Here is a 24923-nt window from a genome sequence, read left to right on the forward strand (position 1 = left end):
CGAGAATAAATTCACCCTGGTTAATCAGTTAATTTGTCTGCGTGGATATTACCGAGAATATCCATAAAGAGGAAAATCGTTTAAAACGAACAGATAGATTACTGGTGATAGGTTGAGTCTATTAAAATCTGGAAATAGATCGGCGGTAGCTTTATTAGGAATTTTAGATTATTAGATGATTAATGTTGAAGTGTTTCGCCGGGTGAAAAGCGTATTCCCGCCTGACAGGTTCCCGGACCAGGAAAATTCACACGCTATACATAAAGAAAAATGAATAGTGCACCGTGCTAATTATTTTGCTGATGACATTCAGGGATGAGAATTTTATTTGATTACAGAGTTGTTTCTGGAAGCTTAATGTCGGGGGTTCCAGTAATCGCGGACTGCTCAACATCAAAAAACAAGAAAAAATTTTTTCCTCTGCAATTGATGTCGCGTCATTTTTGCCAGGTTCATGGCAAAAAACGCGGTGTCAGACCCTGAAAGAGATGACTTTTGACAATTTTTTCACCAGCAATTTGTGCCATGCGGTACGCGTTGATTCTTTTGCGCTGACAAACCCTTATCTTCACAACGAGAAAAATGAGGTTTTTTTGGAAAGATGAGTGAGCACAGCGACAGGCGCTGTGCGTCAGAAACGTATTTTCAGGAAGCGTGAACAATCCCCATGTAGCCATGAATGCCCATATAAAGGCCGACCAGACCGATTAGCAGGCTGGAAAAATAGGGCGCTTTTCTTGCCAGTGCGTTGAATCCACTCCAGCGTTTGGCGACCTGGTGGACGCTAACTGCCGCACCCACGCCGACCGTCACCAGCGTTATAGCCAGTCCCAGACTAAAGCAGAGCACCATCGTTGCACCGAGAGTAAAGGCTTTCAACTGGATACAAATCAGCAGCACGGTAATCGCTGCGGGGCAGGGGATCAGCCCACCTGTCAGACCGAACAGCAAGATTTGCCCATTGGTCACCTCTTTGCCGTGAAAACGGCGCTGAATATCACTGGCATGCGCGCGCTCGTGGGCGTCCTGCCAGGCTTTCGATCCTTCCGACAGTTCCGCCAGAACGTTGTGGTTGTGCTGATGCTCGCGATCGTGATGCGCGTGATCGTGGTGGTCATGATGATCGTGAGCATGATGATCGTGATGATGATCGTGATGATGATCGTGGTCATGGTCGTGATGAGGGGCATGAGCGTGGTCGTCATGCTGCATATCGGTGAGCCAGTTTCGCTCCCCCTGCCACGTCCGCCAGAACATCCAGGTCGCAGTGCCCAGAATAATAAATGCGGAAATCAGTTGCAGCCAGGGCTCCACGGACTCTGCGGTAAACGCCCGACTGATATACATGCCGCCAAGAGCAATCAGCCAGACCACGGCGGTATGGGAGAGCGTTGCCGCCAGTCCCAGCATCACCGCCTGTTTGATGGTCCCTTTAATGGCGATGATAAATGCCGCCATCATCGTCTTCGAGTGGCCGGGCTCCAGTCCATGCAGCACGCCGAGAAGAATCGCGCTGGGAATAAAAAACCACGCGTTACCTTGCTGAAGAAGTGTTGAAAATTCGCCCATGATAATGATTCTTAGTTGCCTGTTTTGCCAGATTCTACCCCCCCCCCAGTACCAAATACTACCCCCCAGTAGCAGCGTAATGCTATAATCCACAACGATTTATGTTAATGAGGTGTTGCGATGTCACATACCATCCGGGATAAGCAGAAACTAAAAGCCCGAACCAGCAAAATTCAGGGACAGGTCGTTGCGCTGAAGAAAATGCTCGACGAACCCCATGAGTGTGCCGCTGTGTTGCAGCAGATCGCCGCGATACGCGGGGCGGTAAATGGATTAATGCGGGAAGTGATCAAAGGGCATCTGACCGAGCATATCGTTCATCAGAGTGATGAAGAGAAGCGAGAAGAGGATCTGGACGTGGTTCTTAAGGTTCTGGATTCCTATATAAAATAGCCGGGAACGTTGTCCCGACTCTGTGTCTTAGCAATACACTACAGCCTGATTCCGCTGGGAAATATAGCGCTCAACGTGCTTATAGCCACTAATGGATTCCAGCGCATGCAACAGGCAGCAGACCGCCCGGGCATTCGTTCGATCGGTTTCGTCTTCACTATGACTTTGCAACGCCTCTTCGCATAGCTTGCGCACGGCAGGTGGAAAGGCGAGTTTTTGCAGAGAGCGCTCCAACTCTCCAAAGGCGAGCTCATTACGTGCCGTAAAGAGCGATAACAATATCGCACTCAGCGCGCGCGTTTCTTCTTCGTAGTATCCCACTTTATATCCCTTGTCCATTTCGTTCCCTGTTGTCGGACTCATCTGCGTCTTTGCAAATGCACTGCTGTACCATCCGTCTCTTTAAGCAACAGCGGATAAGATGACTTATCGCCAGAAACCGGATGCGAGTGAATAAACAACGAATTGATTCGTCCACCCATTCTTTTTTCAATTCTTTGCTTGTAGGCGTAGATGCTGCGGATATCCATGTCCAACAGTTGAGCGATCTGGTGCGGATTGCTGCCTGCAACCATATGGCCCAGAATGGTGAACTCCATCTGCGTCAACGTATTCCCTTTGGTGAACGACAAATGCCGTCCGATAAACACCTGGCGGATCTTCTCATTGGCGACATCCAGTCCGTCATCGTGGTAAATGATGGCGGAAATCGCAGGATGTTTTTTACGCCAGTAGTTGGCGAGCGACTGCATGTTGCGATCGCTTATCAAAATAATGCCCATGCGCGTGCTTGCGAGATATTCTATCCACTCTATATCCAAAAACAGGCGTAAAAAGCTGATAGAGAAATCTACAAAAATATAGCCACTAAGTCTGGCGTTGTGATTATTATTTAAAATCCCTTCAATGACCCCCTTATTAAAATAAATGCTTTCTTCTGGCCACATGCAAAAGCAAGCATTGGCACAATACTGTAAGCGGGGTGATTTTTCGGGCATTATTTTACAATGCAAGGTACAACTGCTGCATGTCAAATTCTTTAATTTAACGTCCAGCCCCATATTGAGAGCCTCCCTATCCGTAGATGATTTCATAATTTCATCCGTTTTAAAACATGTCAATACTCAACAAAATGCAACTTTGATAGAGAGAAAATCCGAAAATTTATTTATTGCTATTATTCTTAATCGTGACTTTTGTTAGGGCGTTGCCTCTGTATCAATTCAGGTTTCTATCGGGGTCATTCTCCAACGGGCGAAGCATGAAAAAACGCCTCCAGGAATTTTGTAACAACCACCAGGAAAATCTATATTGCAAAAATGTTTAAGTTTTATCGCTAAATGGCATTAATGGCAAAAAGTTGAACTTATGTTAAATTGTCTGAAACAATTGTAACAATGCTTTTGTCTTTTATTAAGTAATGCTATTTATCTGTTTGTCCGTTTTTTAAACGTGAAACAATAATAATGAGTGCTGAGTGATAAAGCATCTAAAATGGTCTTAATTAAGAATACATGATCTTTTTCAGCTGGAAGTGTATTGATTTATAAGAAATTTTATTTTTGAGCTATGACCGCACTGACATATCTATTATATATTTGGTGATCTCTGTATAAGATTTTTGTAGCATGTCATTCATCAAGTAAATGCGAGAATGCACACCGTGTTTGAGAAGTACACGCACACAACATTATATACAATTAATAACCTGGTTGACTTTCACCCGGGTGACAGAACGCTGACAAATAAAAATACGCAAAAAACGGTCATTCTTCAAAACCCTGCGAGTTTCATTCTTTTATATCTCCTCACAAATTGTGGGGTTGTTATTCCACAAACCCAGCTCGTAGAGGTGGGCTGGGGGGATAAAAACACTATCACCTCCGTCAATACGTTATATCAGACGGTGCTCACGCTCAGAAATGCGTTAACTGAAGTCGGGTTGCCGCGCGATCTGATTAAAACCGTTGCCCGGCGCGGTATGATGATGACCGCGGAAATTCAACGTACGGAGATGGAATCGGTTGATAATGCGGGAGAGAGCGTTACCGGGGAGGAGCCAACATCACCCGCGCTGACGGCACCTCCGCTCAAAATGCGGCCTTCAAGGGAAACGCTAATGGTGGGTGCCGTTTTACTGTCGGTATTGCTGATCGGTGTCGGCCTTTCTTTTGGTTTGTTATATCCGACGGCAGAATCGCTGTTTTCTTCCTATGCTATTGTTGATACCACCTCCTTTTCATCCTGTACCCTGTTACTGAAAGGCAATAGTACGCTAAATACTCGCTATGCAACATTCCTGACAAGACACCCGGATATCTGTCAGAACCATAAATATGTGTATCTCTCGGGAATGAACAGCGCGAAAAATATTGCGGCAGTCGCCTGTCAGTTAGATATAAGGGAAAACCCTCAGACCAAATGTACGACGTGGTACTCGATTAATGATAAAAATTAAAATAGTAGTATTCATTTCACTGGTTGTAGTAGTGATATTGGCAGGCGCAGGTTATTGGTATTCACATAAAGGCAAAAGTGGGATTGATTGCCAGGGTCGCGTGGTATGGGAAATTAATAATGAGGAGTTCCGGGGAGACGTCGCCTACCAGATGCAGAATAACCAGGGGATAGTCACAATCACCGGCGATTTGCATACGCCGGAAGCTGATAATTATAAAATTAGCCGGATTATCTATTTCACTTATTACAAGGTGCGGGACAACTATGTTATTAGCAGCAATAACCTCGTGCGGTTTCCGAGTGATAATTTAGAGGCGAAAAAAGGATACCGGTCACTGCCCTCGCTCTATCTCTCCGAGCGCGCTTCTTTCTCGCTATTGATTAAACGTTATCGGGAAGGGTGGGTCTTTACGACGGTAGGCGCCCCTTCGCTGCTGTGTCGCAGTATTGAGTAAACGGCCCGGACGAGCCGTTTACTCCAGCATTAGCCGAGAAACATCACGGACACGCAGAGCAGGCCGACAATCAGGGTGATCAGATTACCAGGAGAACGGTACGGTTTTAACGCCGGGATCAGGTATGTCGACAGGGTCGGCATAATGAACAAAATCATGGCGATGAGCGGTCCGCTGATGGCGTAAATCATCGAGATGGCATTCGGGTTGATGCAGCAGACAATAAAGGTGATAGCTGACACCAGCATGATGGACAGGGCGCGGTTAAAGGCCCGGCTTTTCTTCACACCAACCTGTTGCAGACCGGTTTTGACCACCTCGGTTGCCCCTTCGATAACGCCAAAGTAGGTGCCGAGAAAGGATTTCGACATTGCCACCACGGCGACGATGATACCCGAAACAGAGAGCCACGCCGGGGCGGCAGGCATCATGGATAAGGCCGAAAGGATAGTGACGCCCTCATTTTTGGCGGCTTCGATATACGACGGCGGAATCGATAACAGGCAGCTAAAGACGAAGAACAGCACGCTTAAGCAGATAATCAGATAGGCTACCTTCATGATTTTTTTGCATTTACCCATGGCCAGCTCGCCATATTTCTCACGTCTGTCGATGGCAAACGTGGAGATAATAGGCGTATGGCTAAAAGCAAAAACCATCACCGGAATCGATATCCAGACCTGACGCAGGGTGTGCTGATCGAACGCCATTTGTCCGGTGAGTAACGAGGGTTGCCAACTGCCGGTCAGATACAGCGAGAGAAATAAGAAGTAAGCGATCAGCGGGAACACCAAAAATCCCATCACCCGAATGGTCGCATGGCGGCCCATCAGAAAAATCAGGTTCAGGGTTAACACCACACCGAGGCTGACGCCCATGCGGATGCCCAGGCTAATCTCAAGATACCGGGCTAACTGCTCTGTCAGGGAGTTGGTTATGGCGACGGCATAAATCAGAACCACAACAAAAAAGGCAACAAAGTACAGCGCGGTGATGAGGCTGCCGATCTTCTTACCATAATAATGTGTCACCGCGCCGGTGATCCCTTCTCCTGCGGAGGTTTTAGACGAGAGAATGAACTGACATAAGGCTCTGTGCGGCCAGTATGTGAGAGGCCAGGCGACCAGGGCGGTGACAAACAATACCATCGCGCCCGCGGAGCCAAGCTGGATGGGGAGAAACAGGGTTCCTGCGCCAACGGCAGTCCCATATAACGCAAAGCTCCAGAGCGTCTCTTCTTTTGACCAAATTTTCGACATTTCTTGAACGTATCAACTATAAAATAAACAAAAAGAAGCGCAATTTACCATAAATGAGCGGGCGGGCGTGAGGACTGAACGGGAGAAGGGGTGGCAACGGGCCTTGCCGGAACCCAGGTGATTCCGGCAAATGTGAGAATTATCAGGCAGTCACGCGCTGTTCGCGACGCTTCATAACGCGTACGCGTAACGTGTCGTAAGCCCAGTTGTAGAACATGGTGTAGGGCAGGAAGAACAGGAAGAAGCCAATCTCCAGCGTAAAGGCCTGTATCAGGCTAACGTTCAGCACGTACGCCACGATACTCACGCCAATGACGATAAAGCCGCTTTCAAACCCCAGCGCGTGAAATGCACGCACTTTCGCCGTTCGCTTCACCAGATGTGAAGGCCAGAAACGGTCAAACAGCGCGTTGTAGATGATGTTCCAGATCATCGCCGTGGTCGCCAGCAGGATCGTCAGTCCGCCCATTTCCAGCACCGATCGCTGCATTAACCAGGCCGTGGTCGGTGCCAGGATCGCCGTGGCAATCCCTTCAAAACATACGGCGTGGAAGACACGCTCCAGTAACGAACGACGTTGAACCGCATTGTGTTGCATAACTTACCTTTATTAAAAACGCCCGGATAACGGAATAGAGGGTATTTTATCGCTTTATATGATATCTAAAAGATAGTATCCATCGATAAAGTAGATAGTTTATGCGTTACTCACCTGAAGCTTTAACCGCATTTGTCGAGACCGTTTCCTGTGGGTCTTTCTCGGCTGCAGCACGCAGACTGCGTAAAAGTCAGTCCACCATTAGCACGGCGATTGCCCATCTTGAAGCCGATCTTGGCGTTCAACTTTTTGACCGTTCCTCGCGTCAGCCGGTGCTGACGGAAGAAGGAAAGAAAGTGCTCGTCTACGTTCAGGCGATTCTCTCGGCCAGCGAGCGTCTCGATGAGGTAGCGCTTTCGCTGGCCGGAGAAACCGAAGCGCGGCTGACGTTTGTGCTCTCCGATACCCTGCACCCCGATGTGCTGGAGGAACTGATGGTGCAGTTTGATCGCCAGTTTCCGCATACCGAGTTTGAATGTTTGATTGGTGAGGATGTGGACGTCATCGATCTGTTGCAAAAAGAGCGGGCGCAGGTCGGTTTGATTGAAGCCAGGGACCACTATCCCACGGATATCGGTGCGACGCGCTTGCCAATGCAAACGTGGATGGGGCTCTACGTTGCCGCTTCCCATCCCCTGGCGAAAGAGAAGAAACTGCAATGGGATCAACTGCACGTCTGGCGTGAGTTGCGCCTTAACACCTACATCGATCGTGGCGCTCCGCTTGCCCGTGGTCCGGTGTGGTCCGCGCCGAACTATTTGCTGTTGTTGAGTATGGCAGTACAGGGTTTTGGCTGGTGCGCGCTCCCCTGTGCGTTGGTGGAGGAATTTGCGGCGGAAAAACCACTGATGCAACTCGATGTTCCGGGATGGCCCAAAGCGATTGCTATCGATCTGCTCTGGAACAAAAAATCACCGCCCGGCGCGGCGGGGAACTGGCTTAGATACCATTTACAGCAAGGCAGTGTCCCAGGCCGCGGGGCGTTATAACGATTTCCTTTGTGATAAAACTCACTTTTCTTAAACAATCAAGATAACTATTTTTAACAATCCTCTACTATTGCGGTGTTATTTTGCGCTGAGGTCGTAATGAAAGAGGTGGTGATAGTCGGGGCGTTGCGTACGCCAATTGGTTGTTTTCAGGGGACGCTGGCACGTCATTCTGCCGTGGAATTGGGCAGTATGGTGGTCAAAGCGTTGATTGAAGCCAGCGGCGTGAAGGCGCATGCCGTTGATGAAGTGATCCTCGGGCAGGTGCTGACGGCGGGGGCGGGACAAAACCCGGCGCGTCAGTCAGCAATCAAAGGGGGATTACCGAATACCGTTTCTGCTATCACCATCAACGACGTTTGTGGCTCAGGGCTTAAAGCGCTGCATCTTGCCACGCAGGCGATCCAGTGTGGCGAAGCGGACATTGTGATTGCGGGTGGGCAAGAGAACATGAGCCGTGCGCCGCATGTCCTCACCGACAGCCGGACCGGCGCGCAGTTGGGCAACAGCCAACTGGTCGACAGCCTGGTGCACGATGGCCTGTGGGATGCCTTCAATGATTACCACATGGGCGTGACTGCCGAGAATCTGGCGCGTGAATACGGCATCAGCCGGGAACTGCAGGATGCGTATGCCCTCAGTTCGCAGCAAAAGGCGCGAGCGGCCATCGATGCCGGTCGCTTTAAAGCGGAAATTGTTCCGGTTGCCACCCAGCGTAATGGGCAAACCGTGATGGTTGATACTGACGAGCAGCCGCGAACCGATGCCAGCGCAGAAGGTCTGGCGCGGCTGGATCCGGCCTTCGAACTGTCAGGATCGGTGACCGCCGGCAATGCTTCTTCGATTAATGATGGCGCAGCGGCGGTGATGATGATGAGCGAGTCCAAAGCGCAGGAGCTGGATTTGCCCGTGCTGGCCCGCATCCGCGCTTTTGCCAGCGTCGGCGTAGATCCTGCTCTGATGGGCATTGCCCCCGTGTATGCTACTCGCCGCTGTCTGGAGCGGGTCGGCTGGCAGCTGGCCGATGTGGATCTCATTGAAGCGAATGAGGCGTTTGCCGCCCAGGCGCTTTCCGTGGGCAAAATGCTGGAGTGGGACGAGCGCCGGGTGAACGTCAATGGCGGCGCGATTGCCCTTGGACATCCGATTGGCGCTTCCGGCTGTCGTATTCTGGTTTCTCTGGTTCACGAAATGGTCAAACGCAATGCCCGCAAAGGTCTGGCGACGCTGTGCATTGGCGGTGGGCAAGGCGTAGCATTAGCCATCGAACGCGATTAACTCCCCTTTTTTCTCTCCCTCTACATTCCCTTTATACCCGTTATGCCGTGCGAGAAATCGTGACGGCATTACTGCGTTTTGTTTTGTATTCCCTTCATTATTAGCATCAGACAGATGAACTAAGCGAATGAACATACAGCGGTTTGCCTGGGAGCGTGGGTGTCGCAGACTCGGGGTTAAATCCTATTTCTTTGTTTTACTATACGATTTTACCCCTGCGCTTAATCATGGAATGAATCGATCGTGATCGGAATTACACTTTTGACAATAAGATGCAGAAAAAGTGAAACGATGTTTTATTTGTAATTGAAAACGGGTTCCTGGAGGACTATCATGGGCGCATAACGTAAAACGGAACAGCGTTTCGCTCTCCGTCGAGGAATTCCCGCTCAGTACATCACTGGAGGTAAATGTGGACGTAAGACAAAGTATTCACAGCGCGCACGCCAAAACACTGGATACCCAGGGGCTACGCAAGGAGTTTTTGGTTGAGAAAGTGTTCGTGGCTGACGAATACACAATGGTTTACAGCCACATTGACCGCATCATCGTCGGCGGCATTATGCCGGTGGCAAAAACGGTCTCCGTCGGCGGCGAAGTCGGTAAACAACTCGGCGTGACCTATTTCCTGGAACGTCGTGAACTGGGTGTGATCAACATCGGCGGCGCAGGCACCATCACCGTCGACGGTCAGTGCTATGAAATCGGCCACCGCGACGCGCTGTATGTCGGCAAAGGGGCAAAAGAAGTGGTCTTCGCCAGCGTGGATAGCGCGACGCCAGCCAAGTTCTACTACAACTGCGCGCCGGCTCATACCACCTACCCAACCAAAAAAGTGACGCCTGCCGATGTTGCGCCCGTGACGTTAGGCGACAATCTCACCAGCAACCGTCGCACCATCAATAAATATTTCGTGCCGGATGTGCTGGAGACCTGCCAACTGAGCATGGGCCTTACCGAACTGGCACCGGGCAACCTGTGGAACACTATGCCGTGCCACACCCATGAACGCCGCATGGAAGTGTACTTCTATTTCAATATGGAAGAAGACACTTGTGTCTTCCATATGATGGGGCAGCCTCAGGAAACGCGTCATATCGTTATGCACAATGAACAGGCGGTCATTTCGCCAAGCTGGTCGATCCACTCCGGGGTGGGCACCAAAGCCTATACCTTCATTTGGGGCATGGTCGGTGAAAACCAGGTCTTTGATGACATGGACCACGTTGCGGTGAAAGATCTGCGCTAGTCGCGGGCGCTCATAACGCCTGTCCGTGACAGGTATGAAAAACTAAGGATTTACAATGATTTTGAATGCATTCTCTCTCGAAGGTAAAGTCGCTGTCGTGACCGGTTGTGATACGGGTCTGGGCCAGGGCATGGCGCTCGGTCTGGCGGAAGCCGGCTGCGATATCGTCGGGATTAACATCGTTGAACCGACCGAAACCATCGAGCGAGTGACCGCACTGGGCCGTCGCTTTTTGAGCCTGACCGCAGACCTGCGTCAGATCGACGGGATCCCGGCGCTGCTGGAGCGTGCGGTTGCTGAGTTTGGTCATATCGATATTCTGGTTAACAACGCTGGCCTGATCCGCCGTGAAGATGCGATCAATTTCAGCGAAAAAGACTGGGATGACGTGATGAACCTGAACATCAAGAGCGTGTTCTTTATGTCTCAGGCGGCGGCAAAACATTTCATCGCGCAGGGTAACGGCGGCAAAATCATCAATATCGCTTCCATGCTCTCCTTCCAGGGCGGTATCCGCGTCCCGTCTTACACGGCTTCCAAAAGCGGCGTAATGGGGGTAACCCGTCTGATGGCGAACGAATGGGCGAAGCACAATATCAACGTCAACGCGATCGCACCGGGTTACATGGCAACCAACAATACCCAGCAGCTGCGTGCCGATGAACAGCGTAGCGCTGAAATCCTCGACCGCATCCCGGCTGGCCGTTGGGGTCTGCCGAGCGATCTGATGGGACCGGTGGTGTTCCTGGCATCCAGCGCATCGGATTACATCAACGGCTACACCGTGGCTGTTGACGGTGGCTGGCTGGCACGTTAATTCGCCCCCGTTTATCGAAAAACCCTGCCATCGCGCAGGGTTTTTTATTGATGAAATCAGGCGTTGAGAAAATCCTCGCGAACCGGTGTAAAAGTATCCAGCAGGGTTCCCGGTTTCAGGCAGACACAGCCGTGCACAATATCCGGTTGCTTATATAACGTATCCCCTGCGCGTACCACCTGCTTCTCGTCACCGATGGTAAATTCAAATTCACCGGATAAGACATAGGTCAGTTGTTCATGAGGATGATGATGCAGCGGGCCGATCGCCCCTTGTTCGAAATTCACCTCAACGGCCATCATGTTGCCATTATGCGCGAGGATGCGGCGGGTGACGCCATTGCCCAGATCTTCAAGCGTCGTCTCGTTATGGAAAACAAACATGCGGGATCCTGTTAGTGTTTGAAACAATGTTTCATTCAAGCTAACTCAGGCACGCGATAAAGAAAACGGCAGATCGAATGAACTGGAAACTTGATCACAAGTTTGCTTCACTGCTGTAAATCACTGATGAAGGAGCAGGTAATGAAGACGATCGGCTTGTTAGGCGGCATGAGTTGGGAATCGACGATCCCGTACTACCGGTTAATTAATGAAGGGATCAAACAGCAACTGGGTGGGCTTCATTCTGCGAGCCTGCTGCTGCACAGCGTTGACTTCCATGAGATCGAAGCGTGTCAGAGTCGCGGTGAGTGGGACAAAGCCGGAGAGATACTTGCGCAAGCCGCGATCGGGCTGCAGCAGGCGGGGGCGGAAGGGATCGTCTTATGTACCAACACGATGCACAAAGTGGCGGAAGCCATTGAATCGCGCTGCTCGCTGCCTTTTCTACATATTGCCGATGCAACCGGTCGCGTCATCTCCTCGCAGGGAATGCGCCGGGTTGCACTGCTGGGTACGCGTTACACCATGGAGCAGGATTTTTATCGCGGTCGTCTGGAACAGCAGTTTGCTATTGAGAGCCTGGTGCCAGATGCGCAGGCTCGGGCGAAGATCAACCAGATTATCTTTGATGAGCTTTGCCTGGGACACTTTACCGAGACCTCGCGCCAGTACTATGTCGAGGTGATTGAAGACCTCGCGGCGCAGGGTGCAGAGGGCGTCATTTTTGGCTGCACCGAGATTGGCCTGTTGGTACCGGTAGAGCGCAGTCCAATTCCCGTGTTCGACACCGCCGCGATCCATGCCGCAGACGCCGTGACGTTTATGCTGTCGTAACCGGTCCGAGGATCTGCTCCAGCGCCGTCACCAGAAGGTGATGGCGGGTTTGCAGATGATCGCTGAAGGCCTCGACCAGTGCGGAAGCGGGACGGTGGACCGGACGAACCAGGCTGACGGTAAACGGCACGGAAATACTGAAACGGCGCACGACCACGCCGCTCGCCGCATAATCCAGCGCGGTGAACGGGTTTACGACTGAAAGACCAACGCCGGCGCGCACCATTGCGCACACTGACGCCGCGCTGTGGGTCTCCACGACCATTCGCCGTTTAACGTCGTGCTCATTAAACAGCGCGTCCAGCAGCTTCCGGTAACTGTCCGTGCGCGACAGGCTGATGTAGTTCTCCCCCTGAAAATCCTGCGGCGTTAATACCGGCTTTTCCGCCAACGGATGCCCCGGCGGCAGCACGCAGACTTCATCGAGCGAGAAGAGTTCCGTACGTTGCGTTCCGGCAGGCGTATGCAGCGTCTCTGTTAACCCCAGATCGTGACGCTGGGCGGAAAGCCACTCTTCCAGCAGCGGTGACTCCTGAGGCACGATGTTCAGGCTGACGTCCGGGTAGCGGGCGAGAAACGGCTGAATCAACGCAGGCAGCAGCGACTGCGAAAAGACCGGCAGACAGACAATCGACAACTCTCCCTGGCGAAACTCCCGCAGGCTTTCCGCCGCGCTGACAATTCGATCCAGCCCGTACCAGGATCGCTGAACCTCTTCAAACAGACGTAACCCCTGGACCGTCGGATGCAGGCGACCGCGTGTGCGTTCAAACAGCGTTAATCCCAGCACTTTTTCAAATCGTGCCAGTTCGCGACTGACGGTGGGCTGTGACGTATGCAGCAGTCGCGCGGCTTCAGTCAGGTTTCCGGCGGTCATGACCGCATGAAAAATTTCAATATGACGTAAGTTAACGGCAGCCATAGTCACCTCGTTTGATTCAACCCATATCATTTTTGCATAGAGTCGATATAAAACGATATTTTTTATTCTCTTCGTACTGTGGCGTAATGATAAAAAACGTCATGTCCGGAGTCCGTTATGCCTCATTCACTGTATTGCACCGATACCGATCTCACTGCGGAAAACCTGCTCAGGTTGCCGGCTGAATTTGGCTGTCCGGTCTGGGTTTACGACGCACAGATCGTTCGTCGCCAGATTGCGGCGTTGCAGCAGTTTGATGTGGTGCGCTTCGCGCAGAAAGCCTGCTCCAATATTCATATTCTGCGTTTAATGCGTGAGCAGGGCGTCAAAGTGGACTCTGTGTCATTAGGCGAAATCGAGCGTGCGCTGGCGGCGGGATACGATCCGCAAGCGCACCCGGATGACATCGTTTTTACCGCCGATGTGATTGATAGCGCCACGCTGGCCCGCGTCAGCGAATTGCGCATTCCGGTCAATGCCGGCTCTGTCGATATGCTCGATCAGCTTGGACAGGTTTCGCCGGGCCATCGTGTCTGGCTGCGCGTTAATCCTGGTTTTGGTCATGGTCACAGCCAGAAAACCAATACCGGTGGCGAAAACAGTAAACATGGCATCTGGCATACCGATTTGCCGCAGGCGCTGGCGGTGATGCAGCGCCATCAGTTGAAACTGGTCGGTATTCACATGCACATTGGTTCAGGCGTTGACTATGAACATCTGGAGCAGGTGTGTGGCGCGATGGTGAGTCAGGTGGTTGATTTTGGTCAGGATCTGGAGGCCATTTCCGCCGGTGGCGGCCTGTCGATTCCTTATCACGATGACGAAGAGGCGGTGGACACCCGGCATTACTTTGGCCTGTGGAACGCCGCGCGCGAGCAGATCGCCCGTCATCTGGGACATCACGTGAAGCTGGAAATTGAGCCTGGACGTTTTCTCGTCGCTCAGTCAGGCGTACTGGTTACCCAGGTACGCAGCGTGAAGCAGATGGGCAGTCGTCATTTCGTGCTGGTGGATGCGGGTTTTAACGATCTGATGCGCCCGGCGATGTACGGCAGTTATCACCATATTACCGCGCTGGCGGCGGATGGCCGCTCGCTGGAGAAGGCACCGCGGGTCGATACGGTCGTCGCAGGACCACTGTGTGAATCGGGCGACGTCTTTACCCAGCAGGAGGGAGGCAAGGTGGAGACGCGTGCGCTGCCGGTCGTGGCACCGGGAGATTATCTGGTGCTGCATGATACCGGCGCATACGGTGCGTCGATGTCGTCGAACTACAACAGCCGTCCGCTGTTGCCGGAAGTGTTATTTGACAACGGTCAGGCGCGACTGATTCGCCGTCGCCAGACCATTGAAGAACTGTTAGCGCTGGAAGTGTTTTAATTTCTTGTCGGGCAGCGGCTTATCCGGCCTGCGGAGTTACCGTCGTTTGTAGGCCTGATAAGCGAAGTGCCATCAGGCATTGCGTCGCGCAGATAACATTACGATTTATATGTTAAAATACGGCCCGGTGGTCACCGAGTCGCGCAGGACCAGCGTGCCGGTAAAGGGCGGGATCGGTTCAACCTCTTCACCATTGACCATGCGAATTGCCTGGTCAATGGCGGTGGTGATCATCGTGTCGATGGGGAGATAAACCGTCGACAGTCCTGGCTCAAGCCATTTCGCACTCGGCGCATCGTCAAACCCAAACAGCGACACATCCTGCGGAATGTTAAGCCCGGCCTGGTGCAGGGCTTTCGATGCGCCCAGCGCCATATCGTCGTTACAGGCGAACAGGGCGCTGAACGTTACCCCTTCCCGCAGCAGTTCGTTACAGGCGTCATAGCCGCGCGTCATGCTGGAATCGCCATACTTCACCTTCGCCGGATCCCAGGCGATGCCATTTTTCTCCAGCGCCTTACGGTAGCCCATCAGACGCGACTTCCCGGTCGGCGTGTGTCCCGGCACGGTAATACAGGCAATCTCGCGGTGTCCCTGAGAAATCAGGTAATCCACCGCCTGAAATGCCGCATCTTCCTGTTCAAAAAAGATGGCGCGTTCACGGGCGAGGCTGACGTCGCGGTTGATGATAATCAACGGCATCGTAATCGAATCCGCCAGCGCCAGGATCGCCTTTTCGCTCATATAACGGGTGTAGAGAATGATGGCGTCACACTGCCGGTCGGCCAGCATCTGCACCGCTTCCTGTTCGCGCTCTGGTGTATCGTGACCATCGGTGACAATCAACTGCTTGCCATGAGATTCAGTCTGCCGCGAGGCCTGCTGTAGCAGGCGGCCAAAGTAGAAGCCATCAAAGGTCGATACGACCAGTCCAATGCTGTTGCTGGTCCGGTTCGCCAGCGATCGGGCCAGAAAGTTTGGGCGATAGTCCAGCGCCTGCATCGCCTTAAACACTTTCTGACGTGTACTCTCTTTAACCTGACCGGTGCCGTTCAGCACGCGAGAAACGGTGGCTTTCGAGACACCGGCACGACGGGAAACATCCAGCATTGTTATCATGACGCGTTCCTGATTACTCGTTTGATGACGCATTGCCCGACTCCACTGGCGTCGTCACGGAATGGCGACGGACCAGCGTAGGGCTGAAGACATGGGTGACATCCGGCAGCGGACGTTTTTCCGCCAGCGCGAGCGCCAGTTCTGCGGCCTGCGTCGCCATCGTCACGATGGGATAACGCACGGTGGTCAGCCGCGGGCGAACGTAACGCGAAACCAGCACATCATCAAAGCCGATAAGCGAAATTTCCGCCGGGACGTCCACGCCGTTATCATTCAGCACGCCCATTGCGCCTGCGGCCATGGAGTCGTTATAACAGGCTACTGCAGTGAAGTTTCTGCCCCGACCCAGCAGTTCGGTCATCGCCTGCTCCCCGCCGCTCTCATCCGGCTCGCCAAACGTCACAAGGCGATCGTTAACCGGGAGATGGCTCTCTTCAAGGGCATCGTAATAGCCTTTGAGGCGATCTTCCGCATCCGAAATAGAATGATTCGAGCAGAGATAGCCAATGCGGGTGTGGCCCTGTTGGATCAGATGACGGGTCGCCAGCCAGGCGCCGTAGCGGTCATCCAGCGCCACACAGCGTTGTTCGAAACCGGGCAGGATCCGGTTGATCAGCACCATGCCGGGCATTTGCTTCATTAATGACGCCAGATCGGCATCCGGGATCATCTTGGCGTGAACGACGAGCGCTGCGCAGCGGTGACGAATGAGTTGCTCGATCGCCTGGCGCTCTTTTTGTTCATTATGGTAGCCGTTGCCAATCAGTAAAAAATTCCCAGTGTTATAGGAGACCTGCTCCACGGCTTTCACCATCGCGCCGAAAAAAGGGTCGGAAACATCACCAACCACCAGGCCTATGGTCTCGGTGGACTGCTGCGCCAGCGCGCGCGCGTTGGCGTTGGGATGGTAGCTGAGCGACTCCATCGCACTGGTTACCGCCAGGCGTGACGCCTCGCTGGCTTTGGGGGAATGGTTGATGACGCGGGAAACGGTGGCGACTGATACACCAGCCAGTCGGGCTACATCCTTTATGGTCGCCATGACAGTACCTATTGTGGGTAAACGCTTACATTCTGTCAGTGTTACGGAAAACGTCTGCTGGTTCAAGCAGATTGCCTGTTACGACGCGGCAAATGTGAGCAACACCCTCGGAATTAAGACAAAAATCGAAAGATGCAAACCATTAGTTACACTTTGCGAAGGGCTGTTGCGATTGTTCGCTGGCGACGTTTCCTGGCGGCTTGATAAAGTTGAGATCCCAGAGGTATTGATAGGTGAAGTCAACTTTCGGGTTGAGCACACGAATTACACCAACCTGCGCCAGTTGCGCAGGTTTTTTTTTGCGATTTCCGCAATCTGTAACAGTAAGCGATAATTTACACAACTGGTTGCATTTCCCTTCATTCCTTTGCGTTTTCTCGCTGGCGAAGCGGTCACGTACCGACCACAATCAAGATCCCAGAGGTATTGATTGGTGAGATTATTCGGTACGCTCTTCGTACTCTGTCTCTTGCACCAACCTGCGCGGATGCGCAGGTTTTTTTTCGCCCCGACTTTACTGTCGCTCCTGTTGCCTTGTTCGTGTAATCTGCCACCATTATTTTACCGAATCGTGCGCAAAGGGAGTTGAAATGTTATTTGGCTTTTTCCGTAACCTGTGCCGTGTGCTCTACCGGGTACGCGTGACGGGGGATATGCAGGCGTTACAGGGAGAGCGCGTCGTAATCACCCCTAACCACGTTTCTTTTATCGACGGTATTCTGCTGGCGTTGTTTCTGCCGGTACGCCCGGTGTTCGCGGTCTACACCTCAATTAGCCAGCAGTGGTACATGCGCTGGTTAACCTCGCTGATTGATTTTGTGCCGCTCGACCCGACGAAGCCGATGGCGATTAAACATCTGGTTCGCCTGATCGAGCAGGGTCGTCCGGTAGTGATTTTCCCGGAAGGACGCATATCGGTGAGCGGCTCGCTAATGAAAATCTACGACGGTGCCGGATTTGTCGCCGCGAAATCCGGCGCGACGCTGGTGCCGGTACGGATTGAAGGGGCAGAGCTCACCCATTTTAGCCGCCTGAAAGGGCTGGTGAAACGTCGCTTCTTCCCGCAGATCCATCTGCATGTTTTGCCGCCAACTCGTCTGCCTATGCCAGACGCGCCGCGCGCGCGCGATCGTCGTAAAATTGCTGGCGAAATGCTGCATCAAAAAATGATGGAAGCGCGAATGGCGGTGCGCCCGCGCGAAACGCTGTATGAATCGCTCCTGGCAGCGAAGTACCGCTATGGCGCGAGCAAGCACTGTATCGAAGACATCAACTTCAAGCCGGACAGCTACCGACAGTTGCTTACTAAGACGCTGTTTGTCGGGCGTATTCTGGAAAAATACAGCGCAGAGGGCGAAAAAATTGGCCTGATGCTGCCGAATGCCGCCATCAGCGCGGCGGTGATTTTCGGCGCGGTGTCTCGCCGTCGTATCCCGGCAATGATGAACTACACGGCGGGCGTCAAAGGGCTGACCAGCGCCATCACCGCCGCGGAAATCAAAACCATTTTTACCTCCCGTCAGTTCCTGGATAAAGGCAAACTCTGGCACTTGCCGGAGCAACTGACGCAGGTTCGCTGGGTCTATCTGGAAGATCTCAAAGCTGATGTGACCACCGCAGACAAGCTGTGGATCTTTGCGCACCTGCTGATGCCGCATCGGGCGCAGGTCAAACAGCAGCCGGAAGAGGCGGCGGTGATCCTTTTTACCTCTGGCTCTGAAGGCCATCCAAAGGGCGTGGTGCATAGCCACAAGAGCCTGCTGGCTAACGTCGAGCAGATCAAAACCATTGCTGACTTCACTGCCAATGACCGCTTTATGTCGGCGCTGCCGCTGTTTCACTCCTTCGGCCTGACGGTGGGGCTGTTTACGCCGCTGCTCACCGGCGCTGAAGTGTTCCTCTATCCCAGTCCGCTGCATTATCGCATTGTGCCGGAACTGGTTTACGACCGGAACTGCACGGTGCTGTTCGGCACCTCCACGTTTCTTGGGAACTATGCGCGCTTTGCCAATCCGTATGATTTCTATCGCCTGCGCTATGTGGTGGCGGGAGCGGAGAAACTCCAGGAGAGTACAAAACAGCTCTGGCAGGACAAGTTTGGTCTGCGCATTCTCGAAGGTTACGGCGTGACGGAATGTGCGCCTGTAGTCTCGATTAACGTCCCGATGGCAGCGAAGCCTGGAACCGTAGGGCGGATCCTGCCCGGCATGGACGCGCGCCTGCTGGCGATCCCCGGCATTGAAGAGGGAGGACGTTTGCAACTGAAAGGACCAAACATCATGAACGGTTACCTGCGCGTGGAAAAACCGGGCGTGTTGGAAGTGCCGGTGGCGGAAAACGCTGCGGGAGAACTGGAGCGCGGCTGGTATGACACCGGAGATATCGTGCGCTTTGATGAACAGGGATTCGTGCAGATTCAGGGACGTGCCAAGCGCTTTGCGAAAATTGCCGGTGAGATGGTCTCGCTGGAGATGTTGGAGCAACTGGCGCTTGGTATATCGCCGGAGAAAATGCATGCAACGGCTATCAAGAGTGATGCCAGCAAAGGCGAAGCGCTGGTGCTCTTTACCACCGACAGCGAACTGACGCGTGACGTTTTACAGCAGTACGCCCGCGCGCACGGCATCCCTGAACTGGCGGTGCCGCGCGATATCCGTTACCTGAAACAACTCCCGTTACTCGGCAGCGGTAAGCCGGATTTCGTTACGCTGAAAAGCTGGGTTGATAATCCGGAAAAACAAAATGCCTGAGTCAGTACATACCAATACCTCTGTCTGGTCGAAAGGGATGATGTCGGTTATCGCGGCGCAGTTTCTCTCGGCGTTTGGCGATAACGCCCTGCTGTTTGCCACGCTGGCGCTGCTGAAGGAACAGTTCTATCCGGACTGGAGTCAGCCGATTCTGCAAATGGTGTTTGTGGGCGCTTACATCCTGTTTGCGCCATTTGTGGGGCAGGTCGCTGACAGCTTTGCCAAAGGTCGGGTGATGATGTTCGCCAACGGCCTTAAACTGCTGGGGGCGGCAAGCATCTGCTTTGGCTTCAATCCGTTTCTCGGCTATACGCTGGTGGGCGTTGGCGCGGCGGCTTACTCACCGGCCAAATACGGCATTCTGGGTGAACTGACCACCGGCGATAAGCTGGTGAAAGCCAACGGTCTGATGGAAGCATCCACCATTGCGGCGATCCTGCTTGGCTCGGTGGCCGGTGGGGTGCTGGCCGACTGGCATGTCATTGCCGCACTGGTTGCCTGTGCGCTGGCCTACGCCGGAGCCGTGGTGGCAAACCTCTCTATTCCCAAACTGGCCGCCGCGCGTCCTGGGCAGTCCTGGCATCTGGCAAAAATGACCCGCAGTTTCTTCTGCGCCTGTGTTTCACTGTGGCGCAACGGCGAAACACGTTTCTCGCTGGTGGGCACCAGTCTGTTCTGGGGCGCGGGAGTGACGCTACGTTTCCTGCTGGTGCTGTGGGTGCCGGTGGCGTTAGGCATTACCGATAACGCCACGCCAACCTATCTTAACGCGATGGTCGCGGTCGGTATTGTGGTCGGGGCGGGTGCCGCTGCCAGACTGGTGACGCTGGATACGGTGGTGCGTTGCATGCCTGCGGGGATCCTGATTGGCGTCGTCGTGCTGATTTTTTCTCTGCAACACGCGCTGCTGCCTGCCTATGCGCTGCTGATGCTGATTGGTGTGCTGGGCGGCTTCTTTGTGGTACCACTGAATGCGCTGTTGCAGGAGCGCGGTAAGAAGAGTGTCGGCGCGGGTAATGCGATTGCGGTACAGAACCTCGGTGAGAACAGTGCGATGCTGTTGATGCTGGGGCTCTACTCGCTGGCGGTATGGGTAGGGATCCCGGTCATTGCCGTGGGTATCGGTTTTGGCGGTCTGTTCGCACTGGCCATTGCGGCGCTGTGGATCTGGCAGCGCCGTCAGGCGTAATCAACGCGCCGGAATTCCTCCGGCGCGCTTCTGTTACGGTGCAGGATAGGTGTAAACCTGATGCACCGCTTCAATTTCTGCCAACACCTCTTCGCTTAACTCCAGATGTAAGCTCTCAACGTTGGTTTTCAGTTGTTCCATGGTGGTGGCGCCAAGCAGCGTACTGGCAACAAACGGCTGACGACGAACGAATGCCAGCGCCATCTGCGCCGGACTGAGGTTATGGCGTCTGGCTATCTCCACATACGCAGCCACGGCTTTTTGCGTCTGCTCGCCGCTGTAGCGGGTAAAACGACTAAACAGCGTATTGCGCGCCCCGGCCGGTTTCGCGCCGTTCAGGTATTTACCGGTCAGCGTGCCAAATCCCAGACAGGAATAGGCCAGCAGTTCGACGCCTTCGTACTGGCTCACTTCCGCCAGTCCCACTTCAAAACTGCGGTTGACCAGACTGTAAGGGTTCTGGATGGTGACAATGCGCGGCAGGTCATGTTTATCCGCCAGGTGCAGATAGCGCATCACGCCAAAGGCCGTTTCATTTGAGACGCCGATGTAGCGAATCTTACCCGCGCGCTGAAACTCGGCCAGCGCATCCAGCGTATCCAGCAGCGACACCACCGGCGCGGCATCGGTCCAGCTGTAACCGAGCTTGCCAAAACAGTTGGTCGGGCGCTGCGGCCAGTGAACCTGGTAGAGATCCAGATAATCGGTTTGCAGACGCTTCAGGCTGTCGTGCAGCGCTTCGCGGATGTTCTTACGATCCAGTGCCTGGTTCGGACGAATGCTGTTGTCGTTATTACGCGACGGGCCGCTGACCTTGGAGGCGACAATCAGTTTTTCACGGTTGCCATGTTTGGCCAGCCAGTTTCCGACGTAAGTTTCGGTGAGCCCCTGGGTTTCCGGGCGCGGCGGGACCGGGTACATTTCGGCCACGTCGATCAGGTTAATGCCGTTGGCGACGGCATAGTTGAGCTGTGCATGTGCGTCGGCTTCGCTATTTTGTTCACCAAACGTCATTGTGCCCAGCCCCAGTGTACTAACTTCAAGCGAGCTGTGGGGTATACGGTGATATTGCATAGCCGTTTCCTTTTTATAATCACGACATAAGGATTATAAAAATGGCTGAGGGAAGGGAAAAAGGGAAGAAAAATTGTTAAGGCCAGCAGCGTGGCTGACCTCAACCCTCAACGTTCAATGATCTGAGAAACCTCGTCACGGTTAATTTGCATGGCGTTGCCCTGCTGGTCGTGGTAGCTCACCAGACCGGTATCATCGTCAATCTCGGGTTTCCCGTCGGTCAGGATCATCCGACCATCTTTGGTCGCCATCACATAGTCGCTACTACAGCCGGAAACAGCAAAAGCCAGTCCAACTGCGGAAATTATCACTGCCCATTTTTTCATCCATTTATCCTCACGTGGCCTGCGTCTGATAATAGTCTAGTAATAACCTGACGTTATGGGCAGGAAAAGCAGGAAAATCTTAAACTGGGAGGGGAAAAGGAAAGAATTTCGCTCCCCAACGGGAGCGAAAAAGACAATTACAGCGGGTTTTTTTTATTTCGCAACAGGTTCAGGCTCTCGACCGCAATCGAGAAGAACATGGCGAAATAGATGTAACCCTTCGGCACGTGAACATCGAAACTTTCCAGAATCAGGGTGAAGCCCACCAGAATCAGGAACGACAGCGCCAGCATCTTCACGGACGGGTGTCGGTCGACAAACTCGCCAATAGGACGTGCTGCAAACATCATTACGCCAACGGCAATCACCACCGCCGCCATCATAATGAACAGATGATCGGACAAACCGACCGCCGTGATCACCGAGTCCAGACTGAAGATGATGTCGAGCAGCATGATTTGCACGATTGCTCCCAGGAAGGAGGTGACGCGCATGTTCATCCCTTCTTCTTCACCTTCAATGGATTCGTGGATCTCCTTACTCGCTTTCCAGATCAGGAACAATCCGCCGAGCAGAAGGATCAGGTCGCGGGCGGAAATGGCCTCACCAAACACGTCAAACAGCGGATTGGTCAGCCGGGTCACCCAGGCGATGGAGGCCAGCAGCGCCAGACGCATGATCATCGCCGCCGCAAGACCCAGACGTCGGGCATGTGCGCGTTGCGCAGTCGGGAGTTTTGCAACCACCAGAGAGAGGAAAATAATATTATCGATCCCAAGCACGATCTCCAGCAGCGTCAGCGTACCGAGCGCAAGCCAGGCGTTAGGATCGGTTATCCATGCAAATAACATTGAACAAAGTCCTGCCAAAAAAAAGAAGCGCTAATTATATGCTTCCGGGGCACCGGGCGAAAGTCTAACGCTGCTGTAACAAAAAGTGGCGTTCCAGCAGGGCGCGTGTGAAGTTCTTTTTCAGATAAAAACCACGCGGCAACGTCAGTATTGGCTCGCCCTGGGCGCCGATGGCCTCGGTGAGCGCTTTGGCGTTTGCCGCCTTTGGTCTCAGTTGTAAAAATTCGCCATGCCGGGCGGTAATGCGTTCAACCTGACCGAGCACAATCATGTCCATTAACTCTTCCCAGTCCAGACGCAACTGACGGTCTTCTTCTTCATCGGGACTCCACAGCACCGGCGAACCCACCCGCCGTTGTGCGAGGGGAATGCTGCGCTCGCCTTCTACCGGGATCCACAGCACTCGCTTCAGTTTGTGCCGCACGTGGCTGGTTTCCCACGTTACGCCACTGTTTCCCGTCAGCGGCGCGACGCAGACAAAGGTGGTTTCGAGCGGGCGCCCAAGGCTATCCACAGGAATGGTTTTCAACTCGACGCCGAGTGCGGCGAAATCCTGCTCAGGCTTACTTCCGGCGCTGGCGCCCAGCCAGAGTTCCAGCAACACGCCGATCCAGCCTTTGTCCCGCTTGAGATCTTTCGGCGCAACAATGCCCGCCAGCGCAGCCAGTTCGCCTAACGAATAGCCCGAAAGCTGCTGCGCCTGCTGGAGCAGAAGGGCTTCAGATTCCGGCGGAAAGCGTAAAGGATGGAGTCCGGACATGGCGTCATACCTTAGGTGAAAAAATAAACAATGATTTTATACCGTGGAAAAGAAGTTTATCGTTTTCCACATGTGATATCCAATGCCATGATTTATATTGATTTTTAGTTTACGGCATCACGTGTTGCGCAACACCAGAATGGGTTTTCCATTTCTGGTCACTGAAAATAAACAGGATCTTACACCATGTTATCCACAGAAAGATGGGATAACTGTGAAAAACCCCGACTACTGTTTCCATTTACAGCCTTGACGTGCGACGAAAATCGAATTTTCACACAATTTGTGTTTAACTTATTGGCACAATCTGTGGATAAAGTCGGCGCTGTTCGATCTTTCATCAGCCTGAGGATCGTCAGTGTGATACTTGTCACTTTTTTGCCTGATAACAGGTGGGATGACCAAGTAACCTCATGAATATAAGAAAAGATTTTTTTCACCCTGTCGGCAGTTTATTCAAACTGTACCGGTTTTTCCCGGAGTAATTCCGTACTTCTTCACAACTCTATCCACAGAAAAGGTGAATAAAATCGCCCATATGGGTGAGTGTCTGTTTATAACTTTGTCTTTAACTGTGAGTTATTCAATTGTTATTAGATGCACACCGTCTTAACTCAGTGGTTTACCGTCTGTCAGGAGTGTGAAACAATCATTCTCATATAAGGTTTATATTGAGGTAGTCCGGTGATTGATGACGATGGCTACCGCCCAAATGTAGGTATCGTAATTTGTAATCGTCAGGGGCAGGTGATGTGGGCCCGGCGGTTTGGTCAGCACTCCTGGCAGTTCCCACAGGGTGGGATAAACCCAGGAGAATCAGCAGAACAGGCGATGTACCGGGAACTGTTTGAAGAAGTAGGGTTAAGCCGTAAAGATGTGCGAATCCTTGCCTCTACTCGCAACTGGTTGCGTTACAAGTTACCAAAACGTTTGGTGCGTTGGGATACAAAGCCGGTATGTATCGGCCAGAAACAAAAGTGGTTTCTTTTGCAGTTGATGAGCGGGGACGCGGAAATCAATATGCAAACCAGCAGCACTCCTGAGTTCGACGGCTGGCGTTGGGTAAGTTACTGGTACCCGGTCCGGCAAGTGGTTTCATTTAAACGCGATGTCTACCGCAGGGTGATGAAAGAGTTCGCAAGTGTTGTGATGGCGCTTCAGGAAACGACGCCGAAGCCGCAAAGTACACCTGCTTATCGACGTAAAAGAGGTTAAGCCACGCAAAT

26 protein-coding genes and 1 pseudogene are annotated in these 24923 nt (G+C 52.9%); 12 read left to right on the forward strand and 15 right to left on the reverse strand.

Translation table 11 applies throughout. The features are described 5' to 3' along the window. Positions 1-645 precede the first annotated feature (645 nt). On the reverse strand, positions 646-1569 hold the full coding sequence (gene rcnA, locus GBC03_09325; protein QFS70395.1) for a nickel/cobalt efflux transporter RcnA: 924 nt from the start codon (positions 1567-1569) through the stop codon (positions 646-648). Positions 1570-1689: 120 nt separating this feature from the next. On the opposite strand from rcnA, the gene rcnR reads away from it, so the two are divergent. Continuing rightward, positions 1690-1962 carry a Ni(II)/Co(II)-binding transcriptional repressor RcnR gene (rcnR, locus tag GBC03_09330; protein QFS70396.1) on the forward strand — a complete coding sequence of 91 codons (273 nt, stop codon included), beginning with the start codon at positions 1690-1692 and terminating at the stop codon, positions 1960-1962. Positions 1963-1989: 27 nt separating this feature from the next. On the opposite strand, the gene GBC03_09335 is transcribed toward rcnR, so the two are convergent. Both GBC03_09335 and GBC03_09340 read right to left on the reverse strand, forming a co-directional pair. After that, positions 1990-2301, reverse strand: a complete 312-nt coding sequence (locus GBC03_09335) for a hypothetical protein (protein ID QFS70397.1) — start codon at positions 2299-2301, stop codon at positions 1990-1992. A gap of 20 nt (positions 2302-2321) precedes the next feature. Further along, on the reverse strand, positions 2322-3023 hold the full coding sequence (locus GBC03_09340) for a helix-turn-helix transcriptional regulator (GenBank protein QFS73960.1): 702 nt from the start codon (positions 3021-3023) through the stop codon (positions 2322-2324). A 593-nt stretch (positions 3024-3616) separates the two neighbouring features. On the opposite strand from GBC03_09340, the gene GBC03_09345 reads away from it, so the two are divergent. Together GBC03_09345 and GBC03_09350 are read left to right on the forward strand one after the other, a co-directional pair. Next, positions 3617-4420 (forward strand): hypothetical protein, encoded by an 804-nt coding sequence (locus GBC03_09345; protein QFS70398.1) that lies wholly within the window; start codon positions 3617-3619, stop codon positions 4418-4420. Then, a complete protein-coding gene (locus tag GBC03_09350; GenBank protein ID QFS70399.1) occupies positions 4407-4877 on the forward strand; it encodes a hypothetical protein in 471 nt (156 codons plus the stop codon). Before GBC03_09345 ends, GBC03_09350 begins: the two co-directional genes overlap by 14 nt. A gap of 29 nt (positions 4878-4906) precedes the next feature. On the opposite strand, the gene GBC03_09355 is transcribed toward GBC03_09350, so the two are convergent. Then, the gene (locus GBC03_09355) at positions 4907-6136 is read right to left on the reverse strand and encodes a transporter (GenBank protein QFS70400.1); all 1230 of its coding nucleotides are present in this window, start codon (positions 6134-6136) and stop codon (positions 4907-4909) included. Positions 6137-6278: 142 nt separating this feature from the next. Then, entirely contained in the window at positions 6279-6734 is a 456-nt protein-coding gene (locus tag GBC03_09360; GenBank protein ID QFS70401.1) for a multidrug/biocide efflux PACE transporter, read from the reverse strand. A gap of 101 nt (positions 6735-6835) precedes the next feature. On the opposite strand from GBC03_09360, the gene GBC03_09365 reads away from it, so the two are divergent. From GBC03_09365 to kduD, 4 genes are all read left to right on the forward strand, one after another. Then, the gene (locus GBC03_09365) at positions 6836-7723 is read left to right on the forward strand and encodes a LysR family transcriptional regulator (GenBank protein ID QFS70402.1); all 888 of its coding nucleotides are present in this window, start codon (positions 6836-6838) and stop codon (positions 7721-7723) included. Between the two features lie 99 nt (positions 7724-7822). Next, entirely contained in the window at positions 7823-9001 is a 1179-nt protein-coding gene (locus GBC03_09370; GenBank protein QFS70403.1) for an acetyl-CoA C-acyltransferase, read from the forward strand. A 412-nt stretch (positions 9002-9413) separates the two neighbouring features. Continuing rightward, on the forward strand, positions 9414-10250 hold the full coding sequence (gene kduI / locus GBC03_09375) for a 5-dehydro-4-deoxy-D-glucuronate isomerase (protein QFS70404.1): 837 nt from the start codon (positions 9414-9416) through the stop codon (positions 10248-10250). Positions 10251-10305: 55 nt separating this feature from the next. Further along, complete coding sequence (gene kduD, locus GBC03_09380; protein ID QFS70405.1) at positions 10306-11067, forward strand: 2-dehydro-3-deoxy-D-gluconate 5-dehydrogenase KduD; 762 nt, start codon at positions 10306-10308, stop codon at positions 11065-11067. 56 nt (positions 11068-11123) lie between these two features. Here the strand turns inward: kduD and GBC03_09385 are convergent, their stop codons facing one another. Then, positions 11124-11450 carry a cupin domain-containing protein gene (locus GBC03_09385; GenBank protein ID QFS70406.1) on the reverse strand — a complete coding sequence of 109 codons (327 nt, stop codon included), beginning with the start codon at positions 11448-11450 and terminating at the stop codon, positions 11124-11126. Between the two features lie 141 nt (positions 11451-11591). Here GBC03_09385 and GBC03_09390 point away from each other — a divergent pair, with 141 nt between their 5' ends. Further along, complete coding sequence (locus tag GBC03_09390; GenBank protein QFS70407.1) at positions 11592-12284, forward strand: aspartate/glutamate racemase; 693 nt, start codon at positions 11592-11594, stop codon at positions 12282-12284. Here GBC03_09390 and GBC03_09395 read toward each other — a convergent pair. Further along, positions 12271-13206 carry a LysR family transcriptional regulator gene (locus GBC03_09395; protein QFS70408.1) on the reverse strand — a complete coding sequence of 312 codons (936 nt, stop codon included), beginning with the start codon at positions 13204-13206 and terminating at the stop codon, positions 12271-12273. The two genes, GBC03_09390 and GBC03_09395, sit on opposite strands and share 14 nt — an antisense overlap. Positions 13207-13323: 117 nt before the next feature. On the opposite strand from GBC03_09395, the gene lysA reads away from it, so the two are divergent. Continuing rightward, positions 13324-14586 (forward strand): diaminopimelate decarboxylase, encoded by a 1263-nt coding sequence (gene lysA, locus GBC03_09400; protein QFS70409.1) that lies wholly within the window; start codon positions 13324-13326, stop codon positions 14584-14586. A gap of 105 nt (positions 14587-14691) precedes the next feature. On the opposite strand, the gene GBC03_09405 is transcribed toward lysA, so the two are convergent. The 3 genes and pseudogenes from GBC03_09405 to GBC03_09415 form a co-directional block, all read right to left on the reverse strand. Beyond that, positions 14692-15705 (reverse strand): LacI family DNA-binding transcriptional regulator, encoded by a 1014-nt coding sequence (locus GBC03_09405; GenBank protein ID QFS73961.1) that lies wholly within the window; start codon positions 15703-15705, stop codon positions 14692-14694. 13 nt (positions 15706-15718) lie between these two features. Continuing rightward, positions 15719-16747, reverse strand: a complete 1029-nt coding sequence (galR, locus tag GBC03_09410; protein QFS70410.1) for an HTH-type transcriptional regulator GalR — start codon at positions 16745-16747, stop codon at positions 15719-15721. A 25-nt stretch (positions 16748-16772) separates the two neighbouring features. Then, positions 16773-17006 (reverse strand): annotated as a pseudogene (locus GBC03_09415) (hypothetical protein). Positions 17007-17337: 331 nt separating this feature from the next. Between GBC03_09415 and GBC03_09420 the strand changes: the two are divergent. Beyond that, positions 17338-19497 (forward strand): bifunctional acyl-ACP--phospholipid O-acyltransferase/long-chain-fatty-acid--ACP ligase, encoded by a 2160-nt coding sequence (locus GBC03_09420; GenBank protein ID QFS70411.1) that lies wholly within the window; start codon positions 17338-17340, stop codon positions 19495-19497. Next, entirely contained in the window at positions 19490-20686 is a 1197-nt protein-coding gene (lplT, locus tag GBC03_09425) for a lysophospholipid transporter LplT (protein QFS70412.1), read from the forward strand. The genes GBC03_09420 and lplT overlap by 8 nt, the downstream gene beginning before the upstream one ends. Before the next feature lie 33 nt (positions 20687-20719). Here the strand turns inward: lplT and GBC03_09430 are convergent, their stop codons facing one another. The 5 genes from GBC03_09430 to GBC03_09450 all read right to left on the reverse strand — a co-directional run bounded on the left by GBC03_09430 (position 20720) and on the right by GBC03_09450 (position 24071). After that, a complete protein-coding gene (locus tag GBC03_09430; GenBank protein ID QFS70413.1) occupies positions 20720-21760 on the reverse strand; it encodes an NADP(H)-dependent aldo-keto reductase in 1041 nt (346 codons plus the stop codon). A gap of 107 nt (positions 21761-21867) precedes the next feature. Next, positions 21868-22086 carry a lipoprotein YgdR gene (ygdR, locus tag GBC03_09435; GenBank protein QFS70414.1) on the reverse strand — a complete coding sequence of 73 codons (219 nt, stop codon included), beginning with the start codon at positions 22084-22086 and terminating at the stop codon, positions 21868-21870. Between the two features lie 137 nt (positions 22087-22223). After that, positions 22224-22937, reverse strand: a complete 714-nt coding sequence (locus tag GBC03_09440) for a TerC family protein (GenBank protein ID QFS70415.1) — start codon at positions 22935-22937, stop codon at positions 22224-22226. A 64-nt stretch (positions 22938-23001) separates the two neighbouring features. Next, entirely contained in the window at positions 23002-23697 is a 696-nt protein-coding gene (gene mutH / locus GBC03_09445; protein QFS70416.1) for a DNA mismatch repair endonuclease MutH, read from the reverse strand. Between the two features lie 179 nt (positions 23698-23876). Then, the gene (locus tag GBC03_09450) at positions 23877-24071 is read right to left on the reverse strand and encodes a hypothetical protein (GenBank protein ID QFS70417.1); all 195 of its coding nucleotides are present in this window, start codon (positions 24069-24071) and stop codon (positions 23877-23879) included. Positions 24072-24381: 310 nt separating this feature from the next. Between GBC03_09450 and rppH the strand changes: the two genes are divergently transcribed. Next, positions 24382-24912 (forward strand): RNA pyrophosphohydrolase, encoded by a 531-nt coding sequence (gene rppH / locus GBC03_09455; protein ID QFS70418.1) that lies wholly within the window; start codon positions 24382-24384, stop codon positions 24910-24912. The last annotated feature ends 11 nt before the right edge of the window (positions 24913-24923 follow it).

This window comes from Citrobacter telavivensis, assembly GCA_009363175.1.
Taxonomy (GTDB): Bacteria; Pseudomonadota; Gammaproteobacteria; order Enterobacterales; family Enterobacteriaceae; genus Citrobacter_A; species Citrobacter_A telavivensis.